The following is an 18,108-nucleotide window of genomic DNA, read 5'->3' on the forward strand; positions in this document are numbered from 1 at the left end:
GTTGGCATTTAAGCTTACACAAAGACTTAGAAATATATTTAACAATGCTAAATCAAAAGAAGGGGCTTATACAAAACTAGCTCACTGGTACAAGGATGTGGAGGAGACGGGGTTTAAGGCTTTTAATACCATAGCCAACACCATTACCCTTAATTACAGATCTATTCTCAATTACTTTATCAACAGAAGTACCAACGCTTCAGCAGAATCCTTTAATGCAAAAATAAAAGCGTTTAGGGCTCAGTTTAGAGGAGTGAAAAATGTTGAATTCTTCTTATATAGATTAACCACAATTTTTGCTTAAACACAACAATTGGGCTTGATCCATTTGAATTTTATTAATATCCCTGGAAAGCTTTATTAGCAAAGGGATAAAAACAAAAAAACCAGCCTTTTTCAAGACTGGTTTCTTCTGCTTTGCTCCCCCTCTTGGGCTCGAACCAAGGACCCTCTGATTAACAGTCAGATGCTCTAACCAACTGAGCTAAGGAGGAGTGTTTTGCTCTTTTGCGGTTGCAAATATAAACCAAATTTTAAATCACCGCAAAACAAAAATTGAATTTTTTTCAGGTTTTTTTCTAATAAAATCCAATTGGTATTCTATCATTCAAATAACCAGCGATATACATCATTTCCATTGGCATAAAGCACCAGGGCAATTAAGATGAAAAAGCCAACCATTTGAGCAACTTCCATAAATTTATCGTTAGGTTTTCTTCCGGTTACCATTTCGTATAGCAGGAACATTACGTGCCCACCATCTAAAGCCGGAATAGGTAGAATGTTCATAAAGGCAAGGATTATAGAAATAAGCGCGGTGGTATGCCAGAAACCTTTCCAATCCCAGGTATCGGGAAACATCCCGCCAATGGCTCCAAATCCGCCTAACTGTGTAGCGCCTTTTTGTGTAAAAACATATTTAAATTGAGCTACATAATCGTGTAGTGTCCAGTAACCATAATCAAAACCTTGTTTTATACTTTCTACAAAACCATACTTTTGCTGCTTTATTTCATAATTAGATTTTATACTAAACCCAAGCATTCCTTCTTCATCTGGTGTGATCATGATGCTTTTTATATCATTATCTCGCTTAAAGACCAGCTCTATTTCTTTTTCTTTATTATCCTTGGTAATCTCACCTATCTCATGCCAATAACCAATCTCCTGCTCGTTTACAGAAATAATACTATCACCTTTTTGCAGGCCGGCAATTTCTGCAGCCTTATCGGCGGTAACTTTCTCTATAACCGGATTTTGAATAGGAATAAAAGGCAACATAACTCCCTGTTCCCACATTTGCTCTCCAATATCTTCAGGAACTTCAATAGTCTCTTCTTCCCCATTTTGATGTAAAACCGTGATGTTATTTACATCTCGCATAAACAAATACCTATTCACATCGGTACTGTTCTGTAAATCTTCTCCGTTTAATTGCAAAACACGGTCCCCGTCCTGAAATCCATATTGTTTAAATTCTTCGGCAATTGCAAAACCTTTAGGCATTTCGTCTGGACCTACATAGTTTTTTCCCCAAACAAACATGATCATCATATAAATAAGGAAACCAAGCACCAGGTTTACCGTAACCCCACCAAGCATAATAATAAGCCGTTGCCACGCCGGTTTACTTCTAAATTCCCAGGGCTCTGGCGGTTTTGCCATTTGCTCCTTATCCATACTTTCATCTATCATTCCCGATATTTTCACATAACCACCCAAAGGCAGCCATCCAATACCATATTCTGTTCCGCCGATCTTCTTCTTAAAAAGCGCGAATTTCACGTCGAAGAACAAAAAGAATTTTTCTACTCTGGTTTTAAATAATTTGGCGGGAATAAAATGCCCAAGTTCGTGTAAGACTATTAATAAAGATAAGCTTAACAGTAACTGTATGGCTTTAACTATAAATGGATCCATGCGTAATGCTTCAAATTTTAAATCGCACAAAAGTAACCTTTTATAATCTCCTACAAAAGTTAAAAGCCCTCCTGTTTTAGTGAGCTGAAATTTTAGGTTTTAAACTGCGACTAATTGATTGCTAGCACTTAATTTTGCATTAGATTTTACTGAGATCAAATCTCAGGAAGACCAAGTTCAAAAAATAGATCTTCCAACCTGAGTTGGAATATTTCAAATCTCGATTAGCGAGTAAATTTAATAGTATGCGTAATCTCTTTTCCTGGCTTAAGAAATTTGCCATTGTACTGTTTATACTCTCAGTAATTATTATTTATAGTATTTATTCTCTTCTAAAGCCCGAAGAAACTTTACCTGTTTATCAACCAGATATGGTAAATGCCGAACTTGTAGATTCTACGGTGCAATATGTTAGAAAATACCACACCGTAAAAGATTTTGAACTTATTAACCAGAATGGCGATACCATAACCCAGGATTTTTACGAGGATAAAATTTATGTAGCCGATTTCTTTTTTACCACCTGCCTCACCATTTGTCCGGTAATGACCGATCATATGCTAGAAATACAGCAGGAAATTAAGGATGATCCTGAAGTTTTATTACTCTCCCATACTGTTTTCCCAAAAACTGATTCAGTGCCGGTTTTAAAAGCTTATGCTGAAGAAAAAGGTGTACTAGACAAAAAATGGAATCTTGTTACGGGTGATAAAAAACATATTTATGACCTGGCGCGAAAATCTTACCTCGCTTCAAAAAGTAATGGCGATGGCGGACCTTACGATATGATTCATACCGAGAATTTTGTACTCGTAGATAAAGAAAAACGAATTCGAGGTTTTTATGACGGTACCGATGCCGAAGCCATAGAAAACCTAATGCACGATATCAAGGTTTTAAAACGGGAATATCGTTAAAAGGGAGTTTTTCTATTGAAATTTTTTACTGCTGAAATTTTACCTTACTTTTGTCTTGTTTAAAATCAATCTAAATAAAAAGTGAAACGAACTCTGGCCGACTTAAAACGTGGTGAACGCGGAATTATCAAAGAATTTTCAGAAGAAAATATTCCGCTAAAATTACTCGAAATGGGTTGTTTGCCTGGCAATGAAGTGGAAATGTTACAAATGGCTCCTTTTAGAGATCCTATGTATTTAAACATTAACGGCAGCCACCTGGCCATTAGAAGAGAGATCGCTTTACTTATAGAAATTGACCTTATAAGCTTACATGGCTAAACAAATAAATGTTGCGTTAATAGGAAATCCCAATACCGGTAAGACCTCTGTATTTAATCAGCTCACCGGTCTTAATCAAAAAGTGGGTAATTATCCCGGCATCACGGTTGAAAAAAAAGAAGGAATTTGTAAACTTCCGCGTGGCCTTAAAGCCCATATTTTAGACCTTCCGGGAACCTACAGCCTTAATGCCTCTTCTTTAGACGAAAACGTGGTAATAGAGTTATTGCTGAATAAAAGTGACAAAGACTATCCAGATGTTGCGGTTGTAGTTAGCGATGTAGAAAACCTTAAACGAAACTTACTCCTTTTTACCCAAATTAAAGATCTTGGAATTCCTACTATTCTGGTTATAAACATGGCCGACAGGATGGAGCGAAAAGGAATTTCACTGGATGTGGATTTGCTGGAAGAACGATTAAATACTAAAGTAGTTTTAGTAAGCGCCAGAAAAAATACCGGGATTGATGAGCTCAAAGAAGCGATAATCAATTACCGTCATATCTCAGACGAGCCTTGCGTAAATGCATCAGTTATTGCTCCTGAATATTTTGATCGCTTACGAAAAGCATTTCCGAAGCAATCACTTTATAAACTTTGGCTGGTAATTACTCAAGATGTAAACTTTGGTAATATCAATCGGAAAGAAATTACAAATTCCGATCATTTTGATACTAAATCTCATACCGAGCTAAAGAAACTTCAACATAAAGAAACCATTTTAAGATACCAGTTTATTAACGGTGTTTTAAAGGAAACGATGAAGGTTGATGCAAGTTCTGCAAAAGACCTGCGTTCTCGTTTAGATCGGATTCTCACCCACAAAGTTTGGGGTTATACCATATTTTTTGGTATTCTGTTATTGATTTTCCAGGCCATCTATAGTTGGTCCAGTTACCCAATGGACCTTATAGATGAGACTTTTGCATTTTTAAGCGAATGGACAAAAACTACTTTGCCGGCTGGAGCTTTTACCAATCTTATTGCTGAAGGTATTATTCCCGGACTGGGCGGTATTGTTATTTTTATACCCCAAATCGCTTTCCTGTTTTTCTTTATTTCTATCCTTGAAGAAACCGGCTATATGAGCCGGGTAGTATTTTTAATGGACCGAATAATGCGGAAATTCGGACTTAGCGGAAAAAGCGTCGTGCCCTTAGTATCAGGAACGGCTTGTGCAATTCCTGCTGTGATGGCCACGCGTAATATTGAAAGTTGGAAAGAGCGTTTAATCACCATTTTAGTGGTGCCATTTACAACTTGTTCAGCACGATTACCGGTTTACTTAATTATAATTGCGTTGGTAATTCCAGATCGAGCCGTGTGGGGTTTTAACCTCCAGGGATTGACCTTAATGCTACTGTATCTTTTAGGATTTGGTGTAGCTATTGGTTCTGCCTGGATTTTGAATTTAATTCTAAATATAAAAAACCGAAGTCATTTTGTAATTGAAATGCCCAATTACAAACTTCCAATGGGAAAAAACATTGCCATCAACGTGGTTGAAAAAACCAAATCTTTCGTGTTTGGAGCCGGAAAAATAATTCTCGCAATTTCAATTATATTATGGGTTTTAGCCAGTTATGGGCCGGGAGATAATTTTAATAATGCCAGTGAAATTGTGAGCGAACAATACGATGAACAAAGCAATATCACAGAAGACGAGCTTGACGAAGAAATTGCCTCATTCAAATTAAAAAATTCCTATATCGGGATTATGGGAAGAGGTATTGAGCCGGTTGTGGCGCCTTTGGGTTATGATTGGAAAATTGGAATTGCCATAATAAGTTCTTTTGCTGCTCGTGAAGTTTTTGTAGGAACTTTGGCAACAATCTATAGTGTAGGCAGCGACGAAGAAGAAACCATTAAAAACCGGATGGCCGCGGAGATCAATCCAATTTTGGGTGGCCCGCTATTTACTTTTGCCAGCGGGGTTAGCTTGTTGCTGTTCTACGCATTTGCTATGCAATGTATGAGTACTTTGGCTATTGTAAAAAAAGAAACCAATACCTGGAAATGGCCTGTTTTGCAGTTAGTGGTAATGACCTTGTTCGCCTACTTTGTAGCATTAGCGGCTTTTCAATTATTGAAATAAATGTAAGTTAAATATTATAAAACGACCTAAATACTATGGAGTTAATACAAGAAATTCTCGTTTTTATAACCTTCGCTATCGCGTTGGGATATATCCTGACAAAATTTATTTGGAAACCTGCTTTTCTAAAAAAGAAATCAGAAAAAACTAAAGCCTGCGGAGTTTCAGGTTGTGGTTGCAGTTAATCTCTTTTCGGAAAATATTTGTAAATTTCTTTTCGCTGCAAAAAACGAACAAGCAGAATTTCCTGTTCGGTCAACTTTTTTAACCCCCAATCTATAATCACCTATCCGATTTCGATAAAAATCTTTAAATCCTTTAAGCTTTTTAATCGGTTGTTGACTTAAATTTTCGGCATTTTGAAGCTGTTCAATTATTTAAAAAGCTTTTCTTTAACTTTTTTATCAGTGATTTTTGCAGTGTCTTTTGCCAGGCTTTTACTGATTCTAACCTTCATCTTTTAAAAGTGATTGTTTAAAATCTTCCAGGCCCATTTCTTCTTCATTCACTCCTTCTTCAATTGCTAATCCAAACGCAAATTCCTCTAATTCGTTCGACTTTAAAAATTGAGTTTCGATACCAAGTTTATGGGCAAGTTTTACAAGCAACTTTAAATCTTCTTTTGATTCTCCTTTTAAAATTACTGATTCCATAATAAATTTTTAATTACAAGATAAGAGATATTTCTCATTTGTAATAAATCTCTTAAATGATATAATTTGATTTTATGGGCTAAGCCTACGGTGTTTCAGGTTGTGGTTGTGACTAATTTTCCAATCTCTTCGTCACTTTCAACTTAAGCTGGTAATCTGAAGCTTCTATCTTCCTTGAAGTCTTTGGATACGGGGAAAGCGATAGGATTTCTATATCTAATTCTTTCTCAAAAAATTTAGCCAGGTTGGTTTTAAAGGAATTCACATTTGCTCCCAGGGTAATAATTTCTTTCCCTAAAGATTTTTCATCCTTAAATATTTCTACCAGAATTTTTGCCTCCCCTGCTCTCACACAGGTTACATCGCTAGGACATCTTGAATCTACCAACACTTCTTTAAATCGGATTATTCTTTCATTAAAATTAAAAGATTCTCCCAACTTAGTTTCCGCAAAATATGTTTCAATTTCAGCTTCATCTTGCGCTGATGCAGAAAAGGCAAAAAGAAAAAGACTGAGAACCAATAAAGCTGGTTTTAAAAAGTGAAAAACGCTGTTAGTGTAAGTCAATTTTATATTTCTTGGGTTTATTTGCATAGTTCTTTATTATAAAGACTACACCTCAACTTAAATGTTGCAAAAGATTTTAACCTAAGCCAACATCCAGGGTCATCATCACCATAAAACCTACAATAAAGCCCATAGTAGCAATATCGGTAAAATTCCCTTTTTGAGATTCCGGCACAACTTCTTCCACCACCACAAAGATCATCGCACCGGCAGCAAAAGAAAGTGCATATGGCAAAATAGGTTCAAAAGTCATTACCGCCCAGGCACCAAGCACCGCAGCAAAAGGCTCTACAATAGCCGAAAGCTGACCAAAATTAAAACTTTTCCAACGGCTCATTCCCTGCCCTCGAAGCGGCATGGCAACCGCAAAACCTTCAGGAAAGTTTTGCAAACCAATTCCTATGGCAAGAGCCACAGCGCCACCAATACTAGCCCCTTCCAGACCTGCACCCGCAGCACCAAAGAGCACGCCTACGGCTAAACCTTCAGGAATATTGTGCAGAGTAATAGCCAGGGTAAGTAGAACAGATTTATGCCAGGGGGTTTTAATTCCTTCAGTCTCACTCATTTTAAAGTTTACGTGTAGGTGAGGCAGTACTTTATCAAGTCCGAATAGAAAAAGGGCTCCCAATCCAAATCCAACAAGCGGCGGAACTGTTTTTTCAAAACCTTCTCCGGGACTCATTTCTATCCCCGGCGCCAGTAAACTCCAAAAACTGGCAGCCACCATAACTCCACCGGTAAACCCAAGCATCCCGTCAAATAATTTTCTATTCATCTTTTTAAATAGAAAAACCAGGGAAGCTCCAGCAGCGGTAAGTAACCAGGTGAAAATTGTAGCCAGTAATGCTGCCATTACCGGGTCTAATTGCTCAAAATAAGCGATTAATTCTTCCATCTATTGTATTTTTATATATAGATTATTTGATATTAGTTGTGAAATTCTTAATTCTCTTTCTTCTATTAGAATTAGCATAGATCCATCAAAGGCTTCCTTTTCAAGTACTTTAATTTCTTTCCCCAGGGAAATATTATTCTTGTCTAAAAACCTTAAAAATTCCGATGAAGAATCTTTTACGCCCACACAAATTCCCTTTTCTGCTTTCCCCAATTCAGAAAGCAGCATTTTATTAGCTACACTAAAGTTTCCTTCTGCATCAGGAATAGGATCTCCGTGAGGATCACGTTTAGGAAAACCAAGAAATTTATCTAATTCCTGGGTAAGCTTTTCAGATTTAATATGTTCTAGTTGTTCGGCTATATCGTGTACTTCATCCCAATTAAAATTGAGCTTTTCTACCAGAAAATATTCCCACAACCGGTGTTTTCTAATTACCTGGATAGCGGTCTTGTCTCCTAATTCACTCAGTTTTACTCCCTGGTATTTCTTATAGATCACCAGTTCTTTTTCCGATAGTTTTTTAATCATATCAGTAACCGAGGAAGCCTTGGTCTCCATTTCTTCCGCCAGTGCGTTGGTGCTCACACCAGCCTGGTATTTTCTTTCTAAATGAAAAATCGCTTTAAGATAATTTTCTTCTGAAAAACTAAACATACTTCTAATTTGCTCGATAATCGAGATTTAAAACCAATAGCACCTCGTTAGCTAACTCCGAGGCAGTTTGCAATTTCCAAAAATACATTTTTAAAATTAAAAACCTATTTTTAGACTTATCTAAATTTATTTTATAGTTTTGTCAAAAATAAGAAAATGAAAACATTAGCAATAATATTCTTGACACTAATCAGTTTTTCTGGGTTTGCCCAAAAGGGGAAACTGTCGGGAAAAATAACTTCAGAAGGCAGTACTGTGGCTTTTGCAAATGTCTATATCAAAGCTTCAGACCTTGGTACTACTGCAGATAAAGACGGTAAATTCCTATTGAAAAATATTCCGGCAGGAAATCATCGTATTGAGATTAGCGCTATTGGTTTTAAAAAGTTTAGCCGTGATATTCTTATAAATTCCGGGCAAAGCAAAACGCTTAATATTGAACTGGAGAAATCTTCTGAAGAACTTAATGAGGTTTTGATTGTAGATACACAAACCGGGCTTACCCGCCGCACGCCTTATAATGTCTCCAGCATAGATATGCAGGGGATTGAAACAAAAGGAAACCCTAACGGGATGATGGGAAGTTTACGGGAAGTTCCTGGTGTTTATGGAGCAGAATTCGGCCAGGGTATCGTAAAACCTTTTATCCGCGGGCTCGGTTTCTCCAGGGTGGTTACTATTTACCAGGGCAATAAACTGGAAAATCACCAATGGGGCGCAGATCACGGCCTGGGAATTAATGATCTTGGCATTAAAAAAGTAGAAGTTATTAAAGGTCCTGCTTCAGTTTTATATGGTTCCGGTGCTTTGGGCGGCGTTCTACTTACCCAGGATGACGAATTTTACAAAGAATCCACTAAGTTTTCCGGAAATATTGGTACTACTTTTAATAGCGTTTCCACCGGAATTCGCACCTATGCTTCTCTAGGTAAATCTTTTGAAAATGGGATTTTTATAGCTACCGATCTTGCTTATGAAAATCACGCCGATTATAAAAACGGTAATGGTAGATTAATTGGAAACAGCCGATTCAATACGAAGACATTAAGGCTCCATACCGGAATTGAAAAAGAAAACTTTCAGAATAAATTATCATTTTCCTTTAACGACCAGAACTTAGGAATTATCCTGGATGAAGAAATGGAGGATTCAAAAAGCCTCGCCACTAGCCGAAACGACAGGGATATGCAATTGCCGTTTCAGGAAGTAAAAGATTATTTGCTTTCTTATAACCAAACCACGCAACACGAGAATTTTGAGACCTCTTTGCACCTTTCACACCACTCAAATAATAGAAAGGAAGTGGAGCAGGATTTCGATCTTGTAGATTTGGGATTGCAGCAAAACCATAGCTTCTACAATGCAAGAATAACTTTCCCTAACGGAAAAATAAAGCATAGTTTAGGAACCCAGGGAAGTTTTGTAAAAACCCAGAATATTAAAAATTCGCAGGAATTTCTAATTCCTGATGCCGAAATCTTTGAAAACGGAATTTACTACCTGGCCAGTTTAGATATTGACAGTTGGTTTTTTCAGGGAGCTCTTCGTTATGATTACAGGAATGTTACCGCGGATGCCAGTTCAGAAGAATTGATTGCAGACGACTTTATTCTACCTGGGAATCCTGAAAATCGAAAACTCACCAGAACCTTTAACGGTTTTACCGGTTCAATTGGTGCCACTAAAAAATTCAATGCCAAAAATCAACTAAAGTTTAATTTCTCCACTGGTTTTAGAGCTCCAGATCTGGCTGAATTATTCTCTAACGGTCCACATCCCGGCACCAGCCGATTTGAAAAAGGGAACGATCAATTTGGGAGAGAACAAAGTTTACAGGCAGATTTAAGTTATACTTACCGAAACAACAGGTTTGAAAGTACTTTTTCAGCATTTGGTAGCCGGGTAAACAATTATATTTATTTCACCGCTACCGATGAAACATTACCAAATGAAAACCTTGAAGTATGGTCTTACCTCCAAACCGATGCTAACTTATACGGATTTGAATTTGAGCTAAAACATACCTGGCTTGATCAACAACGCCTGGAAACAAAATTTTCAGGAGCTATTGTAAGGGCAGAAGATCTTAAAAACGATAGAAACTTAAGTTTTATTCCACCAGATAATTTTAACCTGGAAGTTGGCTATTTTGGTTTAAAAGATAGATCGCTCTATGCTTTCTCAAAATTAAGATTGGTAAGCGACCAAAACAGGGCCGGTCTCAACGAGGAAACTACAGCCGGTTATACTTTGCTTAATTTGGGAGTAAGTAAGAAATTTAATTTAGGAAACGATCAGCTGGAAACAGGAATTACGGTTTATAACGCCTTAAATAAAAACTATGTAGACCATATGTCAATTTTAAGGGCGTTTAACGTGAGTAGCCCCGGCAGGAATTTTATGCTGAATTTGAAATATAATTTCTAAAGTCCGCGTTCCTTTTGAATTTGGTCGTAGGCTTCCTGAACTTTATTGAATTTTTCGCGAGCTCCTTTTCTATAAGCTTCGTCCATATGGCCTAATTTATCGGGATGATATTTTTTAACCATATTTCTGTATGCTTTTTTCACCTCAGCATCTGTAGCCGATTTTTCAATTTCAAGGATTTTATAAGCATTATCGGCAGATTTAAAGAACATAGCCTTTAAGCTTTCAAAATCCATTCGGCCAATCCTAAGATAGCCGGCAATTTCCTGGATTACGCGAGCTTCAGCTTCACTAACGCGACCATCGGCTTGCGCTATTCCAAAGAGAAAGTGAATTATTTGTAAACGTGCAGGATACTTTGTTCTGGCAGCCAAATATTGTGAAATTCTCGAAGCTGAAATTTCACGATTTTTAATTAGTTCATTAAACGTTCTAAATGTTGCATTAGCGCGTTCTTTCCCATAAGCCTGCACAAAATAGGAGCGTACATAATCCATTTCAGACTGTGAAACCTGGCCATCGGCTTTAATCACCAGGGAACATAGCGAAAGTAAATTCAGCTCAAAATCACCGGGAGAAACTTTCTGCTCTTCCTGCTGCTGTCCAAACATTTGTTTGAACGCACCGCCACTACCACGAGTCCAGTTATCTATAAGCGTTCCTATTATAAAACCTAAAATGGCTCCGGGAAACCGGAAATACATATAGCCTATTACAGCGGCAATCCATTTAAACATGAAGAAAATTTTAAATAAGCGGCAAAGATACTATTTTACTCATTAAATGAGATTTAAAACCCCCAAAGCCTTCGCCCCAAAATTTTGTTAGCTTGAGTCGTGAATTTCGACCAAATATTTAATTAAGTTCATCGATTTAACCTATTCGCACATAATTAATTGGAATATGGGCAGCTGAAGTTAATTTGGTATCTTTGTTACTTACTAAAGTTTAATACAAAAAAACAAAATATATGTATCCAGCAGATTTAGTAAAACCTATGCGTGAAGACCTTACCAGCATTGGTTTTGAAGAATTACACACTGTAGAAGATGTAGAGAACGCAATGAAGAAAGAAGGAACTACCCTGGTAGTTGTAAATTCGGTTTGTGGATGTGCTGCCGCTAATGCAAGACCAGGCGCCAGAATCTCTTTACAGAATGCAAAAAAACCAGATAATTTAGTAACTGTTTTCGCAGGGGTTGACAAAGAAGCTACAGATAAAGCTCGTAGCCTAATGGTACCTTTCCCTCCATCTTCGCCTTCTATGGCACTTTTTAAAGATGGTGAATTAGTACATATGCTAGAGCGTCACCACATTGAAGGCCGCCCGGCTGAAATGATTGCTGAAAACCTTACCGGAGCTTATAACGAGTTCTGTTAAGCAGCAGCTAGTATAAATTATTCAATGGCTGGTTGAAAAGTCTTATTACGTCAAGCTGAACTTGTTTCAGCTTCTAAGTTAATTTGAAACTAGATCCTGAAACAAGTTCAGGATGACGATCAAAAACAATTTTTCAACCAGCCATTTTTTATTTCCCTTTCCCACATTAGTATTTGTAGGTTTTCGGCTTAAATACTTAATTTAGCCGCATAATCTATGTGATGAAAAAAATACTTTCATACCCCTTAACGGTTTTATTCTATTTTTTCTTTTTTTTAAATCTGCTGGTTTTTCATCCTATTCAGTGGTTGTGCTTAAACCTTGGCGGATACCAGGCTCATAAAAAAAGTGTAGATATTTTTAATTTCTTTTTAATGCGTTGCCTAAACGTTCTGGGAACACGGTTTAGCTTTGAAAATCTCCAGGATATCCCTATCGAGAAACCCTGCATTTTTGTATCAAATCACCAGGGAATGTATGATATTCCTCCAATAATTTGGTATTTGCGAAAGCACCATCCAAAGTTTGTAAGTAAAAAAGAATTAGGAAAAGGAATTCCCAGTATTTCTTTTAATTTACGCCACGGAGGTTCGGTTTTAATAGACCGTAAAAATAAGCGGGAATCGCTTATTAAAATGGGTAAATTCGCGAAATACCTCAACAAAACAAATCGTTCAGCAGTAATTTTCCCTGAAGGAACACGTAGCCGAACAGGCGCTCCAAAAAAGTTTGCTGTTAGTGGAATGCAAATGCTTTTTAAGCAAATGCCGGAAGCACTAATTGTACCCATAACCATAAATAATTCCTGGAAACTATTTAAACACGGTAATTTCCCAATGGAACCCGGCGTTCATATTAAAGTAAAAGTGCAGGAGCCCATTCCTGTAGCATCAGGCGATCCTGAAAGTTTAGCGGCAAAAGTAGAAAGAGCTATTATTGCAGATATAAAGTAAACAACTTCCGAGCAAGCTCACGAAGCATTATACTTGGAAAATATAATTTGATTTCGAGGCAAGCCTCGGAGCAATTAATCTCGATTATCGAGTAAATATAAAAAATAACCGCCTGTAGGTATATTAAAACGTCATCCTGAATTTATTTCAGAGCCTGCTCCGAAATTTATTCGGAGATATAAGATCTTAAATTGTAATAGCGTCTTAGAAGCTGAAACGAGTTCAGCTTGACGAAGCGACACTTCCACAAATATTCTTTGATTTCAAATATGAATAAACCCCAGATATTAAAAAACACCGAAGCCTTCGTAAAAGAAACCCTTAAAAATGCTGAAGGTGGTCACGACTGGTTTCACATTCAGCGGGTTTGGAAAAATGCGAAACTGATTGCAAAAAATGAAAATACTGATCTTTTTATCGTAGAATTAGGCGCTCTGCTGCACGATATCGCCGATTCAAAATTTCACGATGGAGATGAAAGTGTTGGACCTAACGTGGCATCAAAATTTCTTCAGCAAGAACAGGTTGACGCTGAAGTTATAGATCACGTGGTAAAAATCATCGAAAATGTATCTTTTAAAGGTGGTAATATTCAGCAGGAATTTAATTCGATAGAACTTCAAATTATTCAGGATGCCGACAGATTAGATGCGTTGGGTGCAATAGGAATTGCCCGAACCTTTAATTATGGAGGCTTTAAAGCCCGTGCCCTTTACGATCCAGAAATTAAGCCAGATCTGAATATGAGCAAAGAAGAATACAAAGCTTCTACTGCACCAACCATCAATCATTTTTACGAAAAGTTGCTTTTACTAAAAGACCGAATGAACACTGAAACAGGAAAGGAGATCGCCCAAAAGCGCCACGAATTCATGGAACTTTATCTGGAGCAATTTTATGCGGAGTGGAACGGAAAAGTTTAAATTCTAAGATCTCTCCTTTTGGCAGGTAGGACAAAAATAGGTGGTTCTCCCAGAAACTTTAATTTGCTCAATTTCACCGTTTTCTCTGGGACATTCTGCGTCTTTTTTGCGCGCCGTAGTTAGATAAGATTTTGGGAGTTTCTTCCCTTCTACCCTGGCTTCTTTTACCACTTCCAGAACTTTTTCGATCTCTTTAAAAATCTCCTGCTTCTCTTCTTCCGAAAGTTTATCAACTTTGGTTGTTGGATGAATTTTGGACTGAAAGAGCACCTCATCGGCATACAAATTCCCAATTCCAGCGATTAGTTTTTGGTTCATTAGCAAGCCTTTGATCGTTCCGGTTTTACCTTCTAAAATTTCGAAAAACTGTTCTTTGGTAAGGGCAAGTGCATCAACTCCCAGATCGTTCGCTTTCTGAAATTCAGCTAAATTTTCAGCTAAATAAAGTTTCCCGAATTTACGCGGGCAGGTAAAGGAAACCCTGGAATGGTCCTCGAAGGTAAGTGTGAGTTGCGCATATTTTGGCACCTCATCGTGCTGATAATATTCCAGTTTTCCCGTCATTCCGAAATGCACCACCAAACCACCATTCTTTTCTAAATTTAGGAATAAGTATTTTCCCAGGCGTTCGCTCCCGGTAAATTGATTGTTTGCCAACGTTTCTTCAAAATCACTTTTATCTGATTGGTAGATTTTTTTATCCCCAGTTTCTACCTTAACGATCTTCTTATGTAAAATAGTAGCATCAACATATTTTTTCTGGTAAGCAACTTCTGGTAGTTCTGGCATATTTTCGGTTTTCAGTTATGAGTTCTGAGTTATCAGTTTTTCTCTTACCCTTAAAATATTAATGATTTCAGCTTTAAGCTTATAAATTCATCATAAAATTTATGATCAAAGTGAACCGGATTTAGCAATAAGGCAGTCTCTCAAAACAGCTTCATTTGTCCGTCTTTGAATTCCTCATGGAGATCGCAGTTTAGCAATGGTCTTTCTCTTCCTTTTAAATATTTAGCTCGCGCTATTTTAAATTGTTGCTTTACCTGATCTGCGAACTCGCCTTCCCCTTTCATTCTTGTTCCAAACCTACTATCGTTTAAACTTCCGCCGTGTAAACTTTCAATTTGATTTAAAACTTTATCGGCTCTATCTGGCATTGTTTTCTTGATCCAATCGGTGAAAATTGCACCGATCGAGCCATTTAAACGCACAATGGTATAGCCAACGCCCAGTGCGCCCCTTTCTGAAACCTCTTTGACCAAAGGCATAATTTCGTGCGAATTGATGGCCGGAATTATAGGAGCCATCATAACACTAACAGGAATGTTTGCCATTGAAAGTTTTTCTATGGTTTCAAGGCGTTTTTTAATACTTGCAGTTCTGGGCTCCAAAATCCTACGGGTTTTTTCTTCAAGTGATGTGACCGAAAGGCTTACGTGCACTAAATTATCTGTCGCCAGTTCTCGTAAAATACCCATATCTCTTTGCACCAGGGCATTCTTGGTAATAATTCCTACCGGATGTTTATACTTCAGAAACGTTTCCAGTAGTTGGCGGGTAATTTTCAGTTTTTTCTCAATAGGCTGGTAACAATCGGTATTTCCGGAAAGTACAATGGGTGCAGCTTCCCATTTTTTACCGCTAATCTTCTTTTCGAGCAACTGAACCGCGTTTCTTTTTACAAGAATTTTCTGTTCAAAATCAAGCCCGGCACTAAAGCCCCAGTACTCGTGAGAATTTCTGGCATAGCAATAAATACAACCGTGTTCGCAACCCTGGTAAGGATTTAAAGAAAAACCCATTCCCACATCTGGGCTGGTCACTTTATTCACAATACTTTTAGGAAAAGTATCTATTAAAACGGTTTTGGAATTTTGCACCTCATCCCCTTCAGTAGCGCAATGATTTAAAAAATCATCCCTAAACTCGTGATTATGCGCATCAAATCGGTTAGAGACATTTAATTGCGCACCTCTTCCGTAGATAAATTCATTGTTATTGGACATATTACAAATTTATGGAATATATCCTATTAATAGAATAAAAAATAAGCTTTAACATTCAAAAGATATAATCTGAATGTCAAAGCTTTTATATTATTTTCCCGGAAAATCTGCTTTGCATTTATTTAAAAAGGCTGAAGTTCCTTCTTTAAAATCTTCGGTTCCAAAAGAACTTCCAAATTCGCTGATTTCAACTTCAAAACCATTTACGCCATCTTCGTAATTTGCGTTAACCGCCCTAATTGCAGCACTCATAGCTACCAGAGAATTTTTCATAATCTTCTGAGCAATTTTTTCGGTAAATTCTATTAATTCTTCCGGCTCACAAACGTGATTCACCAGATTATATTGAAGCGCCTGATTAGCATCTATCATACCTGCGGTCATGATCATTTCCATAGCACGACCTTTTCCTACAAGTTGCGGAAGTCGCTGAGTACCGCCATAACCGGGAATTAGCCCAAGTGAAGTTTCGGGAAGACCCATTTTTGCATTATCGCTTGCTACTCTAAAATGAGCAGCCATCGCCAATTCGAGTCCACCGCCAAGTGCAAAGCCATTTACCGCTGCAATCACCGGTTTTGGAAAGTTTGCTACAAAATCGAATAATTTCGCCTGTCCATCGGCTGCAAGCTCCCGACCTTCTTCCGTAGAAAAATCGGAGAATTCACTAATATCAGCACCGGCAACAAAAGCCTTTTCTCCGGTTCCTGTTAAGATCACCACTTTTACTTCCTCATCGTCCTTTGCATCTAAAAAAGCTTCGTGAAGTTCCTGGATAGTCTTCCTGTTTAAAGCGTTTAATTTCTTTGGACGGTTAATGATGATTTGTAAAATTCCGTCGTTATTTTCGGTTAAAATATTTTCGAATTCCATATTTAAAATTTTGGTTCGTTACTTATTTTACTTCGGAAAACGTACTCTAAAAGTAGTCCCTTTTCCGTGCTTAGAGGTAAAGGTAATACTTCCATTATAGGTTTCCACAATATTCTTTACCATAGCCAGCCCAAGTCCCATTCCGCTGCTTTTGGTAGTAAATTTAGGTTCAAATACCTTCTCTAAATTTTCTTCGGAAATTCCCGTTCCATTATCAGAAATGATTACGCAAACATTGTTTTCTTCTTCGTGAATACTTACCATTATTCGCGGATTTTCCTGACCTTCCATTGCCTGTATCGCGTTTTTCACCAAATTGGTGATTACTCTAATTAGCTGTGTACGATCAAATTTGGCCAGAATCTCTTCTTTTTCACTGCTAAATTGAATATAATTTTCATTAAAGATATCCAGCGCCAGCTTTACTATTTTTGGCACATTTAGCATCTCATTTTGCTGAGCAGGCATTTTCGCAAAATTTGAAAAGGCCTCTGCAATAGAGCTCATGGTATCTATTTGATTGATGAGGGTAGTAGAATATTCGGCTACTTTATCTTCAATTTCAGGATCGTTCTTATCAAAATTACGTTCAAAACTTTGTACACTTAAACGCATTGGGGTTAAAGGGTTTTTAATTTCGTGCGCCACCTGTTTAGCCATCTCTCTCCAGGCCTGTTCCCGTTCACTTGCAGCGAGTTTAACCGCACTTTCTTCCAACTCGTCTATCATACTATTATAAGCGGCTACGAGCGTGTAGATCTCTTCGGAAGCATTCGTGATATCTATTTTCTGGTTACGCTTATCCAGCCTGGTTTCAGTGATCTTATCTGAAATGATCTTTAAGGATTTGGTGATATATTTTGAAAGAAAATAAGACAGGATTATAGCCAAAACCAGCATAAACAAATAAACCTCGCCCATTCTTAAGAGGAAATTATTAAGGTCCCGGTTTAGCACGGTATCATCCTGTACATAAGGAAGGTAAAGAATCGCAAGTGGCTTAAATTTTCCATCTACGATATAAGTATAGGAAGACTGAAACTTTTGCCCATTAATTTCGTTCTTTTCTATATACCTTTTGTTTTCAGATAATTCCAATTTTCGCAAAATATGGCGATCTAACTGATTATCTGTGGTATCTCTAAAAAATGATTGATCTGATTTTATTAAAAGTTCACCTTGCAGATCATAAATATTTATCTGCATCTCGTGAACCTGGGCCACTTCGTGAATTTTGTCCCGCTCCCTTAAAATAATATCCATATTCTCAGTATTTACCAGGAAGGTTGTACTGGCCAATATGAATTTAATATTTTCTGTAATAGCCTGCTCTTTTCTTTCCAGGCGTTCACGGTGATAATTTTCAGCTTCAAGTTTATATTGATAAACGGTGATTCCCACAATTAAAATAGAAGCTCCCAGCACCAATAGGATCATGGAGATAAAAATGCGGGTACTTAAAGAAAGTTTTGAAAGCTTCATAAATAATAATTAGCCCAAATTGATCAATTATCAC

General features: G+C 37.4%; 18 protein-coding genes and 1 tRNA gene. 8 read left to right on the plus strand and 11 right to left on the minus strand.

The window, feature by feature from the left end; all coding sequences use genetic code 11:
- A partial coding sequence (locus B5440_RS06115) for a transposase (protein WP_234996363.1) occupies window positions 1–304 on the plus strand: 304 nt, incomplete at its 5' end.
- Window positions 305–420: 116 nt separating this feature from the next.
- Here B5440_RS06115 and B5440_RS06120 read toward each other — a convergent pair.
- Together B5440_RS06120 and rseP are read right to left on the minus strand one after the other, a co-directional pair.
- Window positions 421–494 (minus strand) — tRNA-Asn (locus B5440_RS06120).
- A 109-nt stretch (window positions 495–603) separates the two neighbouring features.
- Window positions 604–1,920, minus strand: a complete 1,317-nt coding sequence (rseP, locus tag B5440_RS06125) for an RIP metalloprotease RseP (protein ID WP_070055343.1) — start codon at window positions 1,918–1,920, stop codon at window positions 604–606.
- 245 nt (window positions 1,921–2,165) lie between these two features.
- Here rseP and B5440_RS06130 point away from each other — a divergent pair, with 245 nt between their 5' ends.
- From B5440_RS06130 to feoB, 3 genes are all read left to right on the plus strand, one after another.
- Window positions 2,166–2,837: an SCO family protein gene (locus B5440_RS06130; RefSeq protein WP_070055344.1), complete on the plus strand. Its 672-nt coding sequence runs from the start codon at window positions 2,166–2,168 to the stop codon at window positions 2,835–2,837.
- An 81-nt stretch (window positions 2,838–2,918) separates the two neighbouring features.
- Entirely contained in the window at window positions 2,919–3,158 is a 240-nt protein-coding gene (locus B5440_RS06135) for a FeoA family protein (protein WP_070055345.1), read from the plus strand.
- Window positions 3,151–5,253, plus strand: coding sequence for a ferrous iron transport protein B (feoB, locus tag B5440_RS06140; protein ID WP_070055346.1), 2,103 nt, complete (start codon window positions 3,151–3,153; stop codon window positions 5,251–5,253). Before B5440_RS06135 ends, feoB begins: the two co-directional genes overlap by 8 nt.
- A gap of 446 nt (window positions 5,254–5,699) precedes the next feature.
- Here the strand turns inward: feoB and B5440_RS06145 are convergent, their stop codons facing one another.
- The 4 genes from B5440_RS06145 to B5440_RS06160 form a co-directional block, all read right to left on the minus strand.
- Window positions 5,700–5,906 carry a hypothetical protein gene (locus B5440_RS06145; protein WP_070055347.1) on the minus strand — a complete coding sequence of 69 codons (207 nt, stop codon included), beginning with the start codon at window positions 5,904–5,906 and terminating at the stop codon, window positions 5,700–5,702.
- 112 nt (window positions 5,907–6,018) lie between these two features.
- Window positions 6,019–6,429: a hypothetical protein gene (locus B5440_RS06150; protein WP_141728149.1), complete on the minus strand. Its 411-nt coding sequence runs from the start codon at window positions 6,427–6,429 to the stop codon at window positions 6,019–6,021.
- Window positions 6,430–6,550: 121 nt separating this feature from the next.
- Complete coding sequence (locus B5440_RS06155) at window positions 6,551–7,372, minus strand: ZIP family metal transporter (protein ID WP_070055349.1); 822 nt, start codon at window positions 7,370–7,372, stop codon at window positions 6,551–6,553.
- On the minus strand, window positions 7,373–8,029 hold the full coding sequence (locus B5440_RS06160; protein ID WP_070055350.1) for a metal-dependent transcriptional regulator: 657 nt from the start codon (window positions 8,027–8,029) through the stop codon (window positions 7,373–7,375).
- A gap of 156 nt (window positions 8,030–8,185) precedes the next feature.
- Between B5440_RS06160 and B5440_RS06165 the strand changes: the two genes are divergently transcribed.
- Window positions 8,186–10,456, plus strand: coding sequence for a TonB-dependent receptor (locus tag B5440_RS06165; RefSeq protein WP_070055351.1), 2,271 nt, complete (start codon window positions 8,186–8,188; stop codon window positions 10,454–10,456).
- Here B5440_RS06165 and B5440_RS06170 read toward each other — a convergent pair.
- Window positions 10,453–11,193 carry a TerB family tellurite resistance protein gene (locus B5440_RS06170; protein ID WP_070055352.1) on the minus strand — a complete coding sequence of 247 codons (741 nt, stop codon included), beginning with the start codon at window positions 11,191–11,193 and terminating at the stop codon, window positions 10,453–10,455. The genes B5440_RS06165 and B5440_RS06170 overlap by 4 nt on opposite strands.
- Window positions 11,194–11,426: 233 nt before the next feature.
- Between B5440_RS06170 and B5440_RS06175 the strand changes: the two genes are divergently transcribed.
- From B5440_RS06175 to B5440_RS06185, 3 genes are all read left to right on the plus strand, one after another.
- Window positions 11,427–11,837, plus strand: a complete 411-nt coding sequence (locus B5440_RS06175; RefSeq protein WP_057482458.1) for a BrxA/BrxB family bacilliredoxin — start codon at window positions 11,427–11,429, stop codon at window positions 11,835–11,837.
- Window positions 11,838–12,058: 221 nt separating this feature from the next.
- Window positions 12,059–12,790 (plus strand): lysophospholipid acyltransferase family protein, encoded by a 732-nt coding sequence (locus B5440_RS06180; protein WP_070055444.1) that lies wholly within the window; start codon window positions 12,059–12,061, stop codon window positions 12,788–12,790.
- 269 nt (window positions 12,791–13,059) lie between these two features.
- Window positions 13,060–13,713 carry an HD domain-containing protein gene (locus B5440_RS06185; protein ID WP_070055353.1) on the plus strand — a complete coding sequence of 218 codons (654 nt, stop codon included), beginning with the start codon at window positions 13,060–13,062 and terminating at the stop codon, window positions 13,711–13,713.
- Between the two features lie 3 nt (window positions 13,714–13,716).
- On the opposite strand, the gene B5440_RS06190 is transcribed toward B5440_RS06185, so the two are convergent.
- The 4 genes from B5440_RS06190 to B5440_RS06205 form a co-directional block, all read right to left on the minus strand.
- A complete protein-coding gene (locus tag B5440_RS06190) occupies window positions 13,717–14,502 on the minus strand; it encodes an Fpg/Nei family DNA glycosylase (protein WP_070055354.1) in 786 nt (261 codons plus the stop codon).
- A 140-nt stretch (window positions 14,503–14,642) separates the two neighbouring features.
- Window positions 14,643–15,719 carry a PA0069 family radical SAM protein gene (locus B5440_RS06195; protein ID WP_070055355.1) on the minus strand — a complete coding sequence of 359 codons (1,077 nt, stop codon included), beginning with the start codon at window positions 15,717–15,719 and terminating at the stop codon, window positions 14,643–14,645.
- 90 nt (window positions 15,720–15,809) lie between these two features.
- Window positions 15,810–16,592: an enoyl-CoA hydratase/isomerase family protein gene (locus B5440_RS06200; RefSeq protein ID WP_070055356.1), complete on the minus strand. Its 783-nt coding sequence runs from the start codon at window positions 16,590–16,592 to the stop codon at window positions 15,810–15,812.
- 27 nt (window positions 16,593–16,619) lie between these two features.
- A complete protein-coding gene (locus B5440_RS06205) occupies window positions 16,620–18,074 on the minus strand; it encodes a sensor histidine kinase (protein ID WP_070055357.1) in 1,455 nt (484 codons plus the stop codon).
- Window positions 18,075–18,108: the final 34 nt, after the last annotated feature.

This window comes from Salegentibacter salarius (assembly GCF_900168265.1).
GTDB lineage: Bacteria > Bacteroidota > Bacteroidia > Flavobacteriales > Flavobacteriaceae > Salegentibacter > Salegentibacter salarius.